General features: G+C 58.3%; 13 protein-coding genes. 5 read left to right on the plus strand and 8 right to left on the minus strand.

Annotated features, from left to right (window positions below; genetic code table 11):
• Positions 1-3 precede the first annotated feature (3 nt).
• From ACXX9E_RS19130 to ACXX9E_RS19160, 7 genes are all read right to left on the minus strand, one after another.
• A complete protein-coding gene (locus tag ACXX9E_RS19130) occupies positions 4-1,107 on the minus strand; it encodes an ABC transporter ATP-binding protein (protein WP_123468495.1) in 1,104 nt (367 codons plus the stop codon).
• Between the two features lie 166 nt (positions 1,108-1,273).
• Positions 1,274-2,104, minus strand: a complete 831-nt coding sequence (locus ACXX9E_RS19135) for a carbohydrate ABC transporter permease (RefSeq protein WP_034154211.1) — start codon at positions 2,102-2,104, stop codon at positions 1,274-1,276.
• An 8-nt stretch (positions 2,105-2,112) separates the two neighbouring features.
• Entirely contained in the window at positions 2,113-3,039 is a 927-nt protein-coding gene (locus tag ACXX9E_RS19140; RefSeq protein ID WP_123468499.1) for a carbohydrate ABC transporter permease, read from the minus strand.
• 173 nt (positions 3,040-3,212) lie between these two features.
• Entirely contained in the window at positions 3,213-4,523 is a 1,311-nt protein-coding gene (locus tag ACXX9E_RS19145) for an ABC transporter substrate-binding protein (RefSeq protein ID WP_458555959.1), read from the minus strand.
• Between the two features lie 242 nt (positions 4,524-4,765).
• A complete protein-coding gene (locus ACXX9E_RS19150; RefSeq protein ID WP_222832974.1) occupies positions 4,766-5,671 on the minus strand; it encodes an AraC family transcriptional regulator in 906 nt (301 codons plus the stop codon).
• An 88-nt stretch (positions 5,672-5,759) separates the two neighbouring features.
• Positions 5,760-6,611 (minus strand): phosphatidylinositol-specific phospholipase C domain-containing protein, encoded by an 852-nt coding sequence (locus tag ACXX9E_RS19155; protein ID WP_458556597.1) that lies wholly within the window; start codon positions 6,609-6,611, stop codon positions 5,760-5,762.
• 170 nt (positions 6,612-6,781) lie between these two features.
• A complete protein-coding gene (locus ACXX9E_RS19160) occupies positions 6,782-8,074 on the minus strand; it encodes a glycosyltransferase (protein ID WP_458555960.1) in 1,293 nt (430 codons plus the stop codon).
• A gap of 249 nt (positions 8,075-8,323) precedes the next feature.
• Between ACXX9E_RS19160 and ACXX9E_RS19165 the strand changes: the two genes are divergently transcribed.
• Positions 8,324-10,657, plus strand: a complete 2,334-nt coding sequence (locus tag ACXX9E_RS19165) for a hypothetical protein (RefSeq protein ID WP_458555961.1) — start codon at positions 8,324-8,326, stop codon at positions 10,655-10,657.
• 76 nt (positions 10,658-10,733) lie between these two features.
• Here ACXX9E_RS19165 and ACXX9E_RS19170 read toward each other — a convergent pair whose 3' ends face one another.
• Positions 10,734-11,096 carry a response regulator gene (locus ACXX9E_RS19170; protein ID WP_128614085.1) on the minus strand — a complete coding sequence of 121 codons (363 nt, stop codon included), beginning with the start codon at positions 11,094-11,096 and terminating at the stop codon, positions 10,734-10,736.
• A 264-nt stretch (positions 11,097-11,360) separates the two neighbouring features.
• Here ACXX9E_RS19170 and ACXX9E_RS19175 point away from each other — a divergent pair, with 264 nt between their 5' ends.
• Genes ACXX9E_RS19175 through ACXX9E_RS19190 form a run of 4 tightly spaced genes read left to right on the plus strand, consistent with a single transcriptional unit; the run spans position 11,361 to position 17,492 of the window.
• Positions 11,361-14,861, plus strand: a complete 3,501-nt coding sequence (locus tag ACXX9E_RS19175; RefSeq protein ID WP_458555962.1) for a response regulator — start codon at positions 11,361-11,363, stop codon at positions 14,859-14,861.
• A complete protein-coding gene (locus tag ACXX9E_RS19180) occupies positions 14,861-15,694 on the plus strand; it encodes a CheR family methyltransferase (protein WP_123468515.1) in 834 nt (277 codons plus the stop codon). The genes ACXX9E_RS19175 and ACXX9E_RS19180 overlap by 1 nt, the downstream gene beginning before the upstream one ends.
• Positions 15,691-16,284, plus strand: a complete 594-nt coding sequence (locus tag ACXX9E_RS19185) for a chemotaxis protein CheB (protein WP_123468517.1) — start codon at positions 15,691-15,693, stop codon at positions 16,282-16,284. The genes ACXX9E_RS19180 and ACXX9E_RS19185 overlap by 4 nt, the downstream gene beginning before the upstream one ends.
• Positions 16,278-17,492 carry a hybrid sensor histidine kinase/response regulator gene (locus ACXX9E_RS19190; protein ID WP_222832968.1) on the plus strand — a complete coding sequence of 405 codons (1,215 nt, stop codon included), beginning with the start codon at positions 16,278-16,280 and terminating at the stop codon, positions 17,490-17,492. Before ACXX9E_RS19185 ends, ACXX9E_RS19190 begins: the two co-directional genes overlap by 7 nt.
• The last annotated feature ends 40 nt before the right edge of the window (positions 17,493-17,532 follow it).

Here is a 17,532-nt window from a genome sequence, read left to right on the forward strand (position 1 = left end):
AAATCAGGCTGCAGCGCGCAGCGGACGGGTCAACGCCACGCCTTCGGCATCGAATAAATGGCAGTGGGCCGGGTCCAGGTGCAGGCTCAGTTGTTCGCCGTAGCGGCTGGCCAGATCCCCGCGTACCCGCATGGTCAGCGCTTCGCCGGCCTGTGTGGTGACGTGGCAGAAGGTGTCGCTGCCCAGGCGTTCGCTGACGTCGGCGGTGACTTGCAAGGTGCAGTCGCCCGGTTGTGCGGGCTCCAGATGTTCCGGGCGAATGCCCAGGGTCACCGCGCTGCCGACGCTCAGGCTGGCGGCGTTGAATGGCAAGGTGATGCGCGTACCGGCATCCAGTGAGACCTCGCAGGTCTGGCTGTCGACGCGGGCGATCTTGCCCTTGAGGAAGCCCATTTTCGGCGTGCCGAGAAAACCGGCGACGAACAGGTTGGCCGGGTTGTGATAGAGATCCAGCGGCGAGCCGACCTGTTCGATCCTGCCGCCATTGAGCACCACGACTTTGTCGGCCATGGTCATCGCTTCGACCTGGTCGTGGGTCACGTAGATCATGGTCGCCTGCAGGTCCTTGTGCAGGCGCAGCAGTTCCAGACGCATCTGCACCCGCAGGGCGGCGTCGAGGTTGGACAGCGGTTCGTCGAACAGGAAGATTTTCGGATTGCGCACGATGGCGCGGCCGATCGCGACACGTTGCCGCTGGCCGCCCGAGAGCTGTTTCGGCTTGCGTTCCAGCATCGGCCCGAGTTCGAGAATCCGCGCTGCCTCGCCGACTTTCTTCTCGACTTCGGCCTTCGGCACACCGGCCAGATCGAGGGCGAACGACATGTTTTTCTTCACGGTCATGTGCGGGTAGAGCGCGTAGGTCTGGAACACCATCGCCAGGTCGCGCTTGGCCGGGCTGACTTCGGTGATGTCGCGGCCATCGAGTTCGATGGTGCCGCCGCTGACCTCTTCAAGGCCGGCGATCAGCCGCAGCAAGGTGGATTTACCGCAACCGGACGGGCCGACGAAGACCACGAATTCCTTGTCGTTCACTTCCAGGTCGATGCCCTTGATGATGGAGAAACCTTCGAAGCCTTTTTGCAGATTCTTGATTTTCAGGTTGGCCATGATGGTGGGCCTCCGCAATGTTGTTATTCGTATGAGCCTTGCAGGCTTTTTTGTAGGCCTTCGCGTGCTCGCGATGGGGCCATGTCAGCCGACAGCGCCGCTGAATGACACTCCGCTATCGCGAGCTGGCGAGGGCCTACAGGGGATTGTGTTGAGTTGGTGAGATTCATTTCACGGCGCCGAACGACAGGCCGCGCACCAGTTGTTTCTGGCTGATCCAGCCGAAGATCAGGATCGGCGCACACGCCAGAGTCGACACCGCCGACAACTTGGCCCAGAACAAGCCTTCAGGACTTGAGTACGAGGCGATCAGCGCGGTCAGTGGCGCGGCTTTCGACGAGGTCAGGTTCAGCGACCAGAAGGCCTCGTTCCAGCACAGGATCAGTGACAGCAGCACGGTCGACGCGAGGCCGCCCTTGGCGATCGGCAGCAGCACGCGGACCATCTCCTGCCACAGCGTGGCGCCGTCAAGGCGCGCGGCTTCGAGGATGTCCTTGGGAATGTCTTTGAAGTAGGTGTAAACCATCCAGACCACGATCGGCAGGTTGATCAGGGTGTAGATCACGATCAGCGCGATGCGCGTGTCGAGCAGGCCGAAACTCTTGGCCAGCAGATAGATCGGCATCAGCACGCCCACCGGCGGCAGCATTTTCGTTGAGAGCATCCACAGCAGTGTGCCTTTGGTGCGCTGGGTTTCGTAGAACGCCATCGAGTACGCCGCCGGCACCGCGATCAGCAGGCACAGGGCCGTGGCGCTGAAGGAGATCACCACCGAGTTCCAGGCGAAACTGAAGTAATCGCTGCGCTCATTGATGTGCAGGTAGTTTTCCAGCGTCGGCGTGAAGATGAACTGCGGCGGCGTGGCGAACGCGTCGATTTCGGTCTTGAAACTGGTCATTACCATCCAGAAGATCGGGAAGAAGATCACGATCGCGATGGCCCAGGCCAGGGTGCCGAGCAGCAGGCTTTGCAGCCGGCGGGATTGTTGAAGAGTCATGGCGGGCCTCAGGCTTTGTCAGTCAGGTTTTTGCCGATCATCCGCACCAGAATGATCGCGGCGATGTTGGCGATGACCACGGCAATCAAACCGCCCGCCGACGCCATGCCGACGTCGAACTGCACCAGCGCCTGGTTGTAGATCAGGTAGGCGAGGTTGGTCGAGGCGTAGCCGGGGCCGCCGTTGGTGGTGGTGAAAATCTCGGCGAACACCGACAGCAGGAAGATCGTTTCGATCATCACCACCACGGCAATCGGCCGCGCCAGGTGCGGCAGAGTCAGGTGCCAGAAGATCGCGACAGGGCCGGCGCCGTCGAGGCGTGCGGCTTCCTTCTGTTCCTGGTCGAGGGACTGCATGGCGGTCATCAGGATCAGGATCGCGAAGGGCAGCCATTGCCACGAGACAATGATGATGATCGACAGCAGCGGATAGTGCGCCAGCCAGTCCACCGGCTCGGCGCCGAACAGCCGCCAGACGTACGCGAGGATTCCCGAGACCGGATGGAAAATCAGGTTCTTCCAGATCAGCGCACCTACGGTGGGCATGATGAAGAACGGTGAGATCAGCATGACCCGCACGATGCCGCGGCCGAGAAATTCGCTGGCCTCCAGCAGGGCACTGATCAATACACCGAACACCACGCTGATCAGCAGCACGCTGCCCACCAGCAACAAAGTGTTGGTGGCGCCGGGCAGGAAGCCCGAGTCGGTGAGGAAGTAGCTGAAGTTCTCCAGCCCGATGAATTCATTCACCCCCGGATCGAGCAGGTTGTAGCGAATCACCGAGAAGTAAAGGGTCATGCCCAGCGGCACGATCATCCACAGCAGCAACAGGGCCACCGACGGGCTGACCAGAAACCAGCCGGGGTTGGCCACACGGTTTTTACGCTGGGGTTGCGACAGGTCGAGGTGGGCTTTGGCAGTTGAAGTATTCATGGTGATCACAACCGTTTGGGTGCAGATACATGTTCAGGAAAGACAACCTTCCTGACATCGACGCGAACCCTGTGGGAGCGGGCTTGCCCGCGATGGCGATTGAACAGTCGACATCAATGTTGAAGGTGCCGGCCCCATCGCTGGCAAGCCAGCTCCCACAGGTTAAGTGGCGGTTACTTGGGATAACCGGCGCGCTTCATCTCGCGTTCGGTGGTTTGCTGTGCGGCGGCCAGGGCCTGGTCCACCGTGGTCTGGCCGATCAGCGCCGCCGAGAACAGCTTGCCGACTTGAGTGCCCACGCCCTGGAATTCAGGAATGGTCACCAGTTGAATTCCGATGTAAGGCACCGGTTTCAGCGTCGGTTTGCTCGGATCCGCCGCTTTCAGCGATTCCAGCGTGACCTTGGCGAACGGCGCCGCGCTCATGTAGGCGTCGCTGTACGTCGAGGCCCGGGTGCCCGGCGGTACGTTGGCGATGCCGTCGGTCTTGGCCACCAGTTCACCGTACTCTTTGGATGTGGCCCAGGCGCTGAACGCTTTCGCGGCGTCCTTGGCCTTGGAGCTGGTCGGAATCGCCAGCGCCCACGAGTACAGCCACGCCGAACCTTTGTCGGTGACTTGATGGGGCGCAAAGGTGAAGCCGACGTGGTCGGCGACCTTGCTCTGGGTCTTGTCGGTGACGAACGAGCCGGCGACGCTGGCGTCGACCCAGATCGCGCATTTACCGCTGTTGAACAGCGCCAGGTTTTCGTTGAAACCGTTGCTCGAAGCGCCCGGCGGGCCGGATTTTTTCATGGTGTTCACGTAGAAGTTCAGCGCGTTTTTCCATTCCGGACCGGTGAATTCGGGTTGCCATTTCTCATCGAACCAGCGCGCGCCATAGGCGTTGGCCACCGTGGTGATCAACGCCATGTTCTCGCCCCAGCCGGCCTTGCCGCGCAGGCAGATGCCGTACTGCTCTTTATCTTTGTGGGTGAGTTTTTCGGCGAAACCGGCGATCTGTTCCCAGGTCGGACGCTCGGGCATGGTCAGGCCGGCCTCCTTGAACAGGTCGGTACGGTAATAGGTGATCGAGCTTTCGGCGTAGAACGGCAGGGCGTACAGCGAGCCTTTGACCGAGAGGCCTTCGCGCACCGACGGGAACACATCGTCGAGGGCATAACTGGCCGGCAGATCTTTCATCGGTTCCAGCCAGCCTTTGGCGCCCCACAGTGCAGCTTCGTACATGCCGATGGTCAATACATCGAACTGTCCGCCCTGGGTAGCGATGTCGGTGGTCAGGCGTTGGCGCAGGACGTTTTCTTCCAGCACCACCCAATTGAGCTTGATGTCCGGATGCTCGGTCTCGAAGTTTTTCGAGAGCTTCTGCATGCGAATCATGTCGCTGTTGTTGACGGTGGCGATGGTCAGGGTCTGGGCGCCAAGGCTGACGCTGCTTAGGGTCATGCAAGTGAGGGCAAGCAGAGCTTTTGCAGTGGGTTGCATCGTGCACTCCTTTTCTGCGCCCGGAGACGGCAGAAGGACAGTTATTGTTTTTGTGTCTTCCGAATGCAGGAAGAATGTGCACTGATTACAGCGTTCATTCGTCGGGCTGACAAATCATCCGTAGCACTTGAACCGATACTTTTTTGCACTCGCGATTGCGGGCGAGAACCCAGGGAAGGGTTATCCAGTCAGTACAGGTCTTCGACTCTGAACAGATCAAGACCTGCGGGAGAATTGTGTTGTCAGCCGTGGTTTTGTTCAGTCAGACGCTGCACCGCGAGGCGCCGATAATGCGAGGGCGTCATGCCCTTGAGCTGCTGAAAACGCCGGTTGAAGTTGGAGATGTTGTTAAACCCCGACTCGAAACACACTTCGGTCACCGGTTTGTCGCCGTCGGCCAGTAATTCGCAGGACTTGCTGATGCGCAGGCGATTGACGAACTCGATGAAGTTGCGGCCGGTGGCTTGTTTGAACACGCGACTGAAGTAAGTGGGTTTCATGCCCAGGTGCTCGGCCACTTCTTCCAGCGGCAGTTCCCGGGCGTAGTGGGCGAAGATGTAATCCACCGCGCGGTTGGTGCGGTCGATATTGTGTTCGTCGGCCAGTTGCGGAGTGGTGGCGCCGGACAGCAGTTGATAGTCGTCACTGGCCGCCAGCAATTCCATCAGGATGAAGAAGTGCCCAAGGCGGGTGATGCCCCTAGAGTCGGCGATCCGCTGCATCAACGTCATGGCCTGGCGAATCGTGCGTTTGTTGCGAAATTCGATGCCGTACTGCGCGCGCTCCAGTAGCGGAGCCAGTGTCTTGAGCTCGGCGAACACGTGGTGTCCGCTGTCGAACAGCTCATCGGTGAAGTTGACCAGCATGTCGCGCTTCTCGACCACTTCGCCTTCCTCCACCTGGCTGATCCAGTTGTGCGGCAGGTTGGGGCCGGTGAGAAACAGCGTTTCAGGAAAAAAGTTGCCGATGTAGTCGCCGATGAACACCTTGCCGGAACTGGCGACGATCAAGTGAAGTTCATACTCCTTGTGAAAGTGCCAGCGCACTAACGGGCAAGGAAAACCATGCTGACGGTAGATGATGGACAACCCGTTGTGGTCATCCATCAACTCGTAGGAGGGGTCGGTCACGCGGGCGGTTCGGGTCATGGCAAGGCACTTTTTTTGTTATCGCCCCTTGATCATGCCTCGTTTGGCGTGTGGGTTGCCAGCGTTGAGACGCGCTGGTCCGGTTGCCTTACCCCGCCATCAGACTCATATAGGACGCGGGCCTGCCCAAGGCCTTTTTCAGGTTCACTGCCCGGCAGTACGCGACAATCCGGCTTTCCTCGATGAAGTCGACATTGATGATGTTGCAATTAATGGCCCAATCGCTGGTTTGCGGATCAAACCAGCGGTCGAGTTCACGGTGAATGTCCACCGGTCCACCCAGAGCACTGTAACTGGTGGCGGACAGCGACCACGGTCTCCAGGTCCCGGGCGGGCTTTTCATCACTTCGCTGATGTAGTGCTGCAGCTCATCGCTATGGGTGATGCCATTGCCGCTCCACTTGTGCATGACCTGTTCGAGAAACACGCTCCGATTCACTTCTCTGGGCAACGGCGCAGCGACCAGTACCCGTTGCTGCGTACTGATGCGTTTAAGTTGCCCCAGACTGAGGTGTTGGTTATGCGCAGGAATAATGCGATCGCCCAGTAGGTGAATGACCATGTCGTGAAAGTAGACTAAGTTGAACCCTTCGCCTTCCAGTTGATGAAAGTCGATGAGAATGAACTCGTCCGGGTTGCGATCGAGGAAATTTCTGGTGTCGGTCAGCAGGTCGCCCAATGTTCTTGAATTGAGAAAACCGTTGTGTTGGGCTCGGAACTTCCCAATCCCCACACCCTTGGGATCCCAACTCAAGCGGATATCAAGCGCACGTGCACCGTTATGCAACTGGGCATAAAAAGAATCGTGCTGACACGCCAGCCAGTGGCGGGGTGGTCCGAAAAAAGGGTACGAGGCCTGCCAGTCACTCCCGGCATTGTGAGTGCCGGGAAGTGTTAGTTCCAGCAGCGATAAAGAGTCGATATGCGGTGTCGCCGCCATCCAGTTATTCGGCGAAAAGTTGAATACTTGATTGTTCAATTGTTTGCTTCCTGCATGTTTTAGTGATTTTGCGCCAATGCTGAAGTTGTGCATGGCGCAGGCAGGAAGTTCTAAAGTAAAGTTTGCAGCTTGGCTATATTGTGTTTGATGCCAAGTATGTTTTTTGCGCTTTATTTATTTTTGTTCTTCGCTTCAATCCATTGCGACATATATTGTGTGCTTTTGTGCGAGTGATGCCGCAGCATACTGCCGATGAAGTTCTGTGCTCGCAGAGTTTGCAGATTCTGTTGGCAATAACGCAGTTTTTCAATCAGCGCCGGACCATGGATGGCGCGTTGGTAGCGCTCACCGAGCAAGGTGTTGCCTGTCTGTTGGGCTGCCTGCCAAAGCGCCTCGTCGGTATACAGCGCAACAGCCCGGGTGGCGAACTCGCGGGCACTGTGTGTGATCGCACCGGGCCAGGGCGCATCGCCGTGCATGCCTTCAGCGCCAATCGGCGTGGTCACGCTGGGCGTACCGCACATCATGGCGTCGAGCAATTTGCCTTTGATACCCGCGCCAAAACGCAGAGGGGCCAGACACACCCGCGCCGCTGCCATCACCTGCAACGCATCATCGGCCCGGTTCAGCACATGAAAACCCTGCGCGGCGTTATGCAGGGCTGTGGCTTTGGGCGGCGTGTAAGCGCCGTAAATGTGTAACTGTGCATCCGGCAATTGCTGACGAATCAGCGGCCAGACTGTGGATTTCATCCAGAGCACTGCGTCCCAGTTGGGGGCGTGCCGGAAGTTGCCAATGCTCAGAAAGTGCGCGCGATCGGCAAATGCCCGCGGCGGGGCGCTCGGCGAATCAACCATCAGCGGGCACTCATGCAGCAAATGCCGTGGCAAGCCGAATTGCTCGACCAGCAAGGCGATTTCCACGGCGGAGATCATCAGGTTCAGGTCGCAGCGGTACAGCGCGGCGATTTCGCGTCTGGCCAGATCGCTGTCGGCCATGGACAGGAATTCTTCGTGCAGTGCCGGTGCAAACAGGTCGCTGAAGTCATCCTGATCACTGTTGTTTTTCAGACGATCCTTGAGACGCTGATGGCGAGCCTGACGCAGGCTTTGCAGATCGGACGTCTCCAGCACGCGCAGGGCGTTCGGGCAGTGTTGTTCAACACGCCAGCCGAACTGTTCCTCCATCATGAACTGGTCGAACAACACGATATCCGGCGCCAGTTCGCTGATGAAGGTATCGAAGCTGCTGTTGTTGAGCTCGATCGGCACTTCGCGAATGCCCAGCGCTGCCAGATCCGCCATGTGCTCGCCGGGGCTTGCCGGACTGCTGAAGGTGACTTCCCAGCCTTGTTGCAAGAACGTTTCGAGGATCTGCATGACGTGCCCGCTGGCCGCCGAAGAGCGCGGTTCCGGCCAGACGTAACCGATGACCAGGACTTTGGTGGCAGTGGGGTGAGTCATGAAACATGTTCCTTCGCAGCAGTAGGGGGCATATAAACGGGCGCAATTAAACCACAGGCGCGAAGGCTGGATGCAGCGATTCGCCAAGCGAATTAATAAAAGTCCATAGTTGATGGGTTGTGGCTGAAGTAAAGAATGCTAATAACTATTGTCTTTATGAAAGCGAAGAAGGGTTGTTAGTTTTGTGTTTGCCGACAGTAGTGAAAAAAATGCATCCTGCATTTTAATACTGTGCGCATGAGATTAATGATGAGTAAGTATTTGCCAGGAATTCATGAGGATTTCGAAGATTCGTTGTCGTGGCTGCTGGACCCATTGGCGGAACTGGAAGAAGTTGCACTATCCCTGAATCCCCGAACAGCCCGCCTGACGGCGCCTCAAGATGATGTTTTTGACGGTGTAAATACCAGGGAATTGGCGGAAAGTGTCTGGAAAGGCTGCGCGATCATCACGGATCCCGTGGGTTTTGATCCGGCCAGCTTTATTCGGGATTGCATTGATGAAACAGTGCTGAAGATTGTGCAAGACGAGAAGCTGCGCGAAACAATTCAGTTTGACTCCGAGTTAGCGGTTAAATATTACGATCTTGACTCGCCCCAACGCAGTGATTCGCTCAAAGGGGAGAAAAAACCGATTGTCTGGAAAGAGAAGACGTTTACCCTGGCAGAAATCTGCACGGACTATCACTTGCGTCAGTTGAAACCCTTTTACGGGGTCGAGGTTCAATGGCCCGCCGAGTATCCGCAAGCGCTGGTTGACAGTTTCAGTGACGCGGACTACCAGACTGACTTCAAACACTACGTCAGCGATAACCTGAGTAACCCTGCAGTGGCGGCCTTCGCTCGCCTGCTGAAAAAAGCCGAGTTGAACAAGTTGGTCGTGGAGTTCATCAAAAGCGACAAGCGCTCTGCTGACGATCAACTTATTGCTTTCCATTACCTCAAAGGCTTGATTGCGCCACGCGTCATCAATCTGCACAGCGATCCTGATCTGAAGGTCGACAATGCCGTATTTATTGGCCACAGCAATCTTGGGCGCGGTGTGGTGTTCTTCCTGGGCGAAGACAGTGCTGCCTACGAATTTCCCGCCGGCCACGACGCCCGCGGAGAGTTTGTAGAAAACAACAGCGACTTTCAGAAACACCTGTTGAAACGGATTCCCTTGCGCGATCAGCAAAAGCCCCATGTACGTGATTTCAAATATCGAGGCCTGGAGCTTCCTGTTTTTGTCACCCGACCCAATTATCGGGAACTGGTCTTTCAATCCCGCCCGGATATCGGCCAGGCGTTGTTCGATCGTCAGGTCGACAGGGCGCTGGCAGACATCGACACGCTGGTTTCAACTCAGGCTGAGCGTCTCACCGATATCGCCCTGGAAGCCGCAGGGTATCTTCTGCAGTGCATCGCGTTTGCGGCTTCTTTGCCGTACGGCGGAACAGGCGCGCTGGCTTCCGCGCCGATTCGTATGCTGATTCCCTTTCTGTTGGGGCTTGGGGCCTCTGCAACGGATCTGGTGCGTGCCGGGATATCGGATGACCCGTCCGAGGCCGAGCGGTTGAGAATCAACGCAGCCATTGGCGTGCTGGCTGAACTGGCCGGCCCCATCGCTGAGAAAATACTCGGCAAAGCCCTGTCAGCCCTGGCCAAAAAAGACATCAGCCGGCGGGTGCTTCAGGCGCTCAAGAACAGTAATCGACCTTCAGTGTTGCGCCGATCGGCAACCCGGCTTCGCCAGCAACTGGCGAGCACCACCGGCAAGCAAATACCCGAGGCAGGCAAAGGTTTGCTGGTTGCCGGGTATTTGCAGGAGCTGGCCGGCGGACCGAACGTGGCACAGACGCTAGCGACGAATACCCAACTTGTGCGTCTTTCCGGCCCGGAAAAAGGCTATGTCTATCAGGGCTTCGTGTTCCGGGGAGACATGCGCGACCCGGCGATCATTTTCGAGAAGGGTTTCACTCAGCGCGCGCCGATCAGGCACCTCGATGAAATCAACGGTTTAAAGGGCGGTTACGGTGGTGCACATGACGCGCTCAGTCCCGATGGCGCAGGTATCTCCACCTCCGCGTTCTATAAGAAGGATGGGGCTGGCGCCTTCGTCTATGGCGGGCAAAAGGGCGGCCATACCTATTTCATTGATGCACGGCAGCTGGAAGGTTTTCATCTGTATGCCAATACCGAATTGGCCTTTCGTCCCGATTCCGGCTTGAAGACCCTGCCACCGCTGGAGATCAATTATGGCGTCGATCTGCCTCCCGCCTTGATTCTGGGAGCCTACGACTCACGCGGAAGGTTCATACCCAACCCGAAAGCGATCAATCGTGCCATCGCGGCAAGTGACATCAATCCGTTGAAGGGGGGCGGGCGCGAGGTCGGTAACAAGCTCCGCCAGCCGCTGGGGGCAGATGACCTGTTCTCCGATCTCGACTTTGGCAACGAAGCGGTCAGCGCTGAGGAGGCCATTGTGCCGGCGGTGCAGCCTGATTCCGCACCAGCTCGACCTGAAGCAGGCAAAGTCACCAGCGATGACATCACTGCGTTCAGAGAGCGGCAAAAAGCGAAGCGCGATCGAGCGAATCAATAGAGGCTGAAATAACCGGAGGGCGGGTTCCCTCTGGTTATTCCGGGGCACTGTGCATGACTGCAATGGCCGGCGGGTTTCATCGTTTCAGAATGCTGGTGACCTTGTCCCGCAACTGGTCAATCGAAAAGGGCTTGCCAATCACGTGCATGTCGGCGGGCACGTCGATGCTTTCGGCGTAGCCGCTGGCAAACAGGATAGGCAGGTCAGGGCGCAGGAGACGGGCGTGAGTCGCCAGCTCGCGGCCATCCATCACCGGCAGGCCGACATCCGTCATCATCAGATCAATGCGCAGGGCCGGATCCTTGAGCGTCTCGAGGGCCTGCTCGCTGCCATCGGCCTCAAGTACTTTGAATCCCAACTCCTCCAGCACATCAACGATCAACATGCGCACGATGTTGTCATCTTCTACAACAAGGATGATGGACTGGGTGTCGGACATAATCAGGGCTCTCAAAGGTAAAATTCAGGGGCGCCGGTCGATCAAAAGTACCGGGCTCTTGCATGAGTAAGTGGCGCATGGCCACAAGTTCCCGCACGGATACAAAAAAGAATCGCGAGACACCTGACGGCAAGGATAACCGTTGACCGCCGGGTCAGCGCGGGCAAAAGCGGGAAATCACTGCTAAAACGATGAGAAAAATGGAACCACTGTGCCGTTTTGGGGCAAACTCTCTGGTTTTCAACAGTTCGACAAGGCTGCCCCATGTCCTCTCCGTCTTCGGTTGATGAACAACGGTTTCGTAAACTCCTGAGTCGCAACATCAGCCTGCCCTTGGGCGTCGGCCTGGTCAGTGCCGTGTTCTTCGTCTCGCTGATCACTTATCTGCTGTCGGTCATCCAGTGGGTCGAGCACACCGATCGGGTGATCAATAACGCCAACGAAGCGGTGAAACTCACCGTGGATCTGGAAACCGGCATGCGCGGATTCCTGCTCAGCGGCGACGAGCATTTCCTCGATCCGTACGAGACCGCCAAGCCGCGAATCAATGTGGCGCTCAACACCTTGCTTGAGCTGACCGCCGATAATCCGGTGCAAACCGATCGTCTGCGCCGTCTGCAGGCGTTGCAGGTCGAGTGGGCCAACTACGCGCAAACGATGATCGATCTGCAGCGTTCCAGCGGCGATTACCGCGGCGCGGTCAAGGCGGGGCGGGGCAAGCGGCTGACGGACGAGATTCGCAAGCAATTCGAAGACGTGATTGACACCGAGCAGACGCTGCGCACCACGCGCAATGAGGACGTGCGCCGGACCACGATCTGGAGCATCAGCCTGTACCTGTTGTTTATCGCCGGTATCAGTGGCTTGCTGGCCTACATCGGCCGCCGCGATCTGGTCAATCTGTCGACCAACTACAGCGCCAACCTGGCTGCCCAGCAAGCCAGTGCCGCACGCCTGGAGCAACAGGCCTGGCTGCGTAACGGTCAGACTGAACTCGCCGAGCAAGTGCTGGGCCAACTCACGCTCAATCTGTTGGGCCGCAATATTCTGCAATTCTGCGCGCAATACCTCGGTACGGCCGTGGCCGCGCTGTATGTGCGTGAAGAACACGGCGGCCTCAAGCGCGTGGCGACTTACGGTTTCTCCCGCGAGCAAGAGGAGAAGGACCAGTCGATCAACAATGACGAAGGCATCGTTGGTCAGGTGGCCCGCCATGCGCGGTTGATTCGCCTTGATTCGGTGCCGTCCGATTACTTCAAGGTCAGCTCCGGTCTGGGTGAAGGCCTGCCGCACAGCGTACTGGTCGTGCCGACCAGCGATGATGACCGGGTCAACGGCGTGATCGAACTGGGCTTCCTGCGCCCGCTGAACGATCGCGATATCGAACTGCTGGAACTGATCGCCGGCAACATTGGCACGTCCATCGAAGCGGCACGCTATCGCCAGCGCTTGCAGGAAGTCCTCGCCGAAACCCAGCAGCTCAACGAAGAGTTGCAGGTGCAGCAGGAAGAACTGAAAACCGCCAACGAAGAACTCGAAGAACAGTCGCGGATTCTCAAGGAATCCCAGGCGCATCTGGAAACCCAGCAGATCGAGCTGGAGCAGACCAACGAACAGCTGGCCGAGCAGGCGCAAACCCTGTCCGAACAGCGCGACGCGATGGATCTGAAGAACACCGAACTCAATCAGGCCCAGGTGCAGCTCGAAGAGCGCGCCGAAGAACTGCAGCGCTCGAGCAAGTACAAGTCCGAGTTCCTCGCCAACATGTCCCACGAACTGCGCACACCGCTGAACAGTTCGCTGATTCTGGCCAAGCTGCTGGCGGAAAACCCGCAGGACAACCTCACTGCCGAGCAGGTGAAATTTGCCGAATCGATTTACTCGGCCGGTAACGATCTGCTGAACCTGATCAACGACATTCTCGACATTTCCAAGGTCGAGGCGGGGAAACTGGAAGTGATTCCGGAGAACACCAGTGTCGCGCGTCTGGCAGACAGCCTGCGCAACGTGTTCGAACCGCTGGCGGCGGACAAGCGCCTGACCTTCAGCGTTGACTTGCAACCGGACGCACCGGTGACCCTGTTCACTGACCGCCAGCGTCTGGAGCAAGTGATCAAAAATCTGCTGTCCAACGCCGTGAAGTTCACCGAAGCGGGCGCGGTCAGCCTGACCATCACTGGCCAGCCCGATAATCGTGTCGCATTCATCGTGCGCGATTCGGGTATCGGCATTGCCGCCGATCAGCAGGAAAGCATTTTCGAAGCGTTCCGGCAGGCCGATGGCACGACCAACCGCAAATACGGCGGCACCGGCCTGGGGCTGTCGATCTCGCGGGATCTGGCCACGCTGCTGGGCGGCTCGATCAGTGTCAGCAGTGCCCCGGGGCAGGGCAGTGTGTTCACCCTGGTGCTGCCGCAGCAGTACAGCGAGTCAGCCAGAATCCCGAGTACACCGATGGCCTATTCACCGCCGCCGTTGCCGACCCCGGTGGTCAGCGCGCCGGTCGTACCTGCGGCATCGCCGATGGCTCCGGTGCACATTCCACGGTTTGCCGATGATCGCGATAAGGCGCCGTTCACCACCCGCTGCATTCTGGTGGTGGAGGACGAGCCGAATTTCGCCCATATCCTCTACGACCTGGCGCATGAACTGGGTTATCAGTGCCTGGTCGCCCACGGTGCGGACGAGGGTTATAACCTGGCGAGCGAGTTCGTCCCGGATGCAATCCTGCTCGACATGCGTCTGCCGGACCATTCCGGCCTGACCGTTTTGCAGCGCCTGAAAGAGCATCCCGGCACCCGGCACATTCCGGTGCACGTGATCTCGGTCGAGGACCGCGTCGAAGCGGCGATGCACATGGGCGCCATCGGTTATGCGGTCAAACCGACCACTCGCGAAGAACTCAAGGACGTGTTTGCCCGTCTCGAAGCCAAGCTCACGCAGAAGGTCAAGCGCGTGCTGCTGGTCGAGGATGACGACCTGCAGCGCGAAAGCATTGCGCGCCTGATAGGCGATGAAGACATCGAAATCACCGCCGTGGGCCTGGCCCAGGACGCTCTCGAGCTGTTGCGCACAACGATCTACGACTGCATGGTCATCGACCTGAAGTTGCCGGACATGCTCGGCAACGAGTTGCTCAAGCGTATGTCCACCGAAGATATCTGCTCGTTCCCGCCGGTGATTGTCTACACCGGGCGCAACCTGACGCGCGATGAAGAAGCCGATCTGCGCAAGTATTCGCGCTCGATCATCATCAAGGGCGCACGCTCGCCTGAGCGTTTGCTGGATGAGGTCACACTCTTTCTGCACAAAGTCGAATCGCAGTTGTCCCATGAAAGGCAGAAGATGCTCAAGACTGCGCGCAGCCGCGACAAGGTCTTCGAAGGTCGCAAGGTGCTGCTGGTGGACGACGATGTGCGCAACATTTTCGCCCTGACCAGTGCGCTGGAACACAAGGGCGCAGTCGTGGTGATCGGTCGTAACGGCCGTGAGGCGATTGAAAAACTCAATGAAGTCGAGGACATCGACCTGGTGCTGATGGACGTGATGATGCCGGAAATGGATGGTTTTGAAGCCACCACGGAAATCCGCAAGGATCCGCGCTGGCGCAAACTGCCGATCATCGCGGTAACGGCCAAGGCCATGAAGGATGATCAGGAGCGCTGCCTGCAGGCGGGCGCCAATGATTACCTGGCCAAGCCGATCGACCTGGATCGCCTGTTCTCGCTGATTCGCGTGTGGTTACCGAAAATGGAACGCATTTAGTGGAACGCAGTAGCTCCGTTGAACGAAACAGCGAAATTGAATTGCGCTTGCTGATCGAGGCTATCTACCTCAAGTACAGCTACGATTTTCGCGATTACTCCGGCGCCTCGATCAAGCGCCGGGTACAACACGCGTTGACCCAGTTCGAATGCGCAACCATTTCGGCGCTGCAGGAAAAGGTCCTGCACGATCCGACCGCGTTCATGCAGTTGTTGCAGTTGCTGACGATTCCGGTCAGCGAGATGTTCCGCGATCCGTCGCACTTCCTCGCCATTCGCAAGGAAGTGGTGCCGTTGCTGCGCACCTATCCGTCGATCAAGATCTGGATCGCCGGGTGCAGCACGGGCGAGGAGGTCTATTCGATGGCGATCCTGCTGCGCGAGGAAGGCTTACTCGATCGCACGATCATTTATGCCACCGACATCAATCCGCGCTCGCTGGAAAAGGCCAAGCAGGGGATTTTCTCGATGGAGAACGTCCGGGCGTACACCGCCAACTACCAGCAAGCCGGCGGCCAGAGCTCGTTTTCCGACTACTACACGGCTGCTTATGGCTATGCGATTTTCGACAAAAGCCTGTGCGAAAACGTGACGTTTGCCGACCACAGTCTGGCGACCGACAGCGTGTTCTCGGAAACCCAATTGATTTCCTGCCGTAACGTGCTGATCTATTTCAACAAGAAACTGCAGGACCGCGCTTTCGGGCTGTTCCATGAATCGCTTTGCCATCGCGGTTTCCTGGTGCTGGGCAGCAAAGAGACGCTGGATTTTTCCAGCTATGCCAATCAGTTCGAGCCACTGGTGAAGCAAGAACGGATCTACCGCAAATCATGAACGAGACCGTGGATTTGCCTCGCGTCGAGGCGATTGTGGTCGGGGCTTCCGCCGGTGGCGTCGAAGCGTTGCTGTCGCTGCTCGGGCCGCTGCGCCGGGGCTACGTGCTGCCGATCATTGTCGTCCTGCACTTGCCGGAAGAACGTCGCAGCCTGTTGGCCGAAGTTTTCTCCCGGCGGTTGGAGATGCCGGTGCACGAGGCCGTCGACAAACAGGACATTGCCGCCGGCACCGTTTATTTCGCGACGCCGGGCTATCACCTGTCGGTGGAGGAAGATCGCAGCCTGTCGTTGAGCCTTGAAGATCGCGTGCATCATTCGCGGCCGTCGATTGACTACCTTTTCGAATCGGCCGCCGACGTCTACGGTCCCGCGCTGGCCGCCGTTCTGCTGACCGGCGCCAATCACGATGGCGCGCGAGGCCTGGCGCAAGTCAAACATCGGGGCGGTCTGACCATTGTCCAGGATCCCGAAGAGGCGCAAGTCGCCACCATGCCCCGGGCTGCGCTGAAACTGCAGCAGCCGGACCATGTCCTACCCATTCACGGCATCGGCCGTCTGCTTGTCGAGCTGGAACGAATCGCATGCTGAGTAATATCCAAGCCAAACTGCTGATCGTCGACGATCTGCCGGAAAACCTTCTGGCGCTCGAAGCGCTGATCAAGCGCGAAGACCGCAGCGTGTACAAGGCGCTGTCAGCGGACGAGGCATTGTCGCTGTTGTTGCAGCACGAATTCGCCATGGCCATCCTCGACGTGCAAATGCCGGGCATGAACGGCTTTGAACTCGCCGAGTTGATGCGCGGCACCGAGAAAACCAAAAACATTCCGATCATCTTCGTCAGCGCTGCCGGCCGTGAACTGAACTACGCGTTCAAGGGCTACGAGAGCGGGGCGGTGGACTTCTTGCACAAACCGCTGGATATCCACGCGGTAAAGAGCAAGGTCAACGTCTTCGTCGACCTCTACCGCCAGAGCAAGGCCATGAAGCAACAGGTCGAAGCCTTGGAGCAGGCGCGCCGTGAGCAGGAAGCGCTGCTGCAACAACTGCAGAGCACTCAGCTGGAACTGGAGCAGGCGGTGCGCATGCGCGACGACTTCATGTCCATCGTCGCCCACGAAGTACGCACGCCACTCAACGGCCTGATCCTGGAAACCCAGTTGCGCAAGATGCACCTGGCGCGGGACAACGCCGCCGCGTTCACCCTGGACAAGATGCACGCGATGGTCGACCGCGACGAGCGCCAGATCAAAAGCCTGATTCGCCTGATCGAAGACATGCTCGATGTCTCGCGCATCCGTACCGGCAAACTGTCGATCCGGCCGAACCATTTCGATCTGTCGCAGTTGGTGGCCAACCTGCTGCAGAACTTTGCCCAACAAATGGAGGCGGCGGAAACCGAAGTGATTTTCACCGCGCCGGCGCCGGTGGAAGGTCACTGGGACGAGTTCCGTATCGAGCAGGTGGTGTCCAACCTGCTGACCAATGCCCTGCGTTACGGCGGCCGAAGCCCGATCCAGGTGCGCGTTTACCGTGAAGGCGATGAGGCGCGGGTCGAGGTTCAGGACCGCGGCATCGGCATCAGTGCCGAGAATCAGAAACGTATTTTCCAACAGTTCGAACGGGTCTCCGCCAAGACGGTAGTGGCCGGGCTCGGGCTGGGTCTGTTCATTTCCGAGCAGATCGTCGCCGCCCATGGCGGTTCCATCGTCGTCGAGAGTGAAATCAACGAAGGCGCCCTGTTTCGCGTTTGTCTGCCAATCCAGGAAAACGGCAAATCCGACGCAACCTCTGAGTGACCGCACGGTCGTATCAGCAGCTATTGACCGAACAAAGGCT

The sequence above is a fragment of the Pseudomonas sp. GNP014 genome (genome assembly GCF_054344005.1).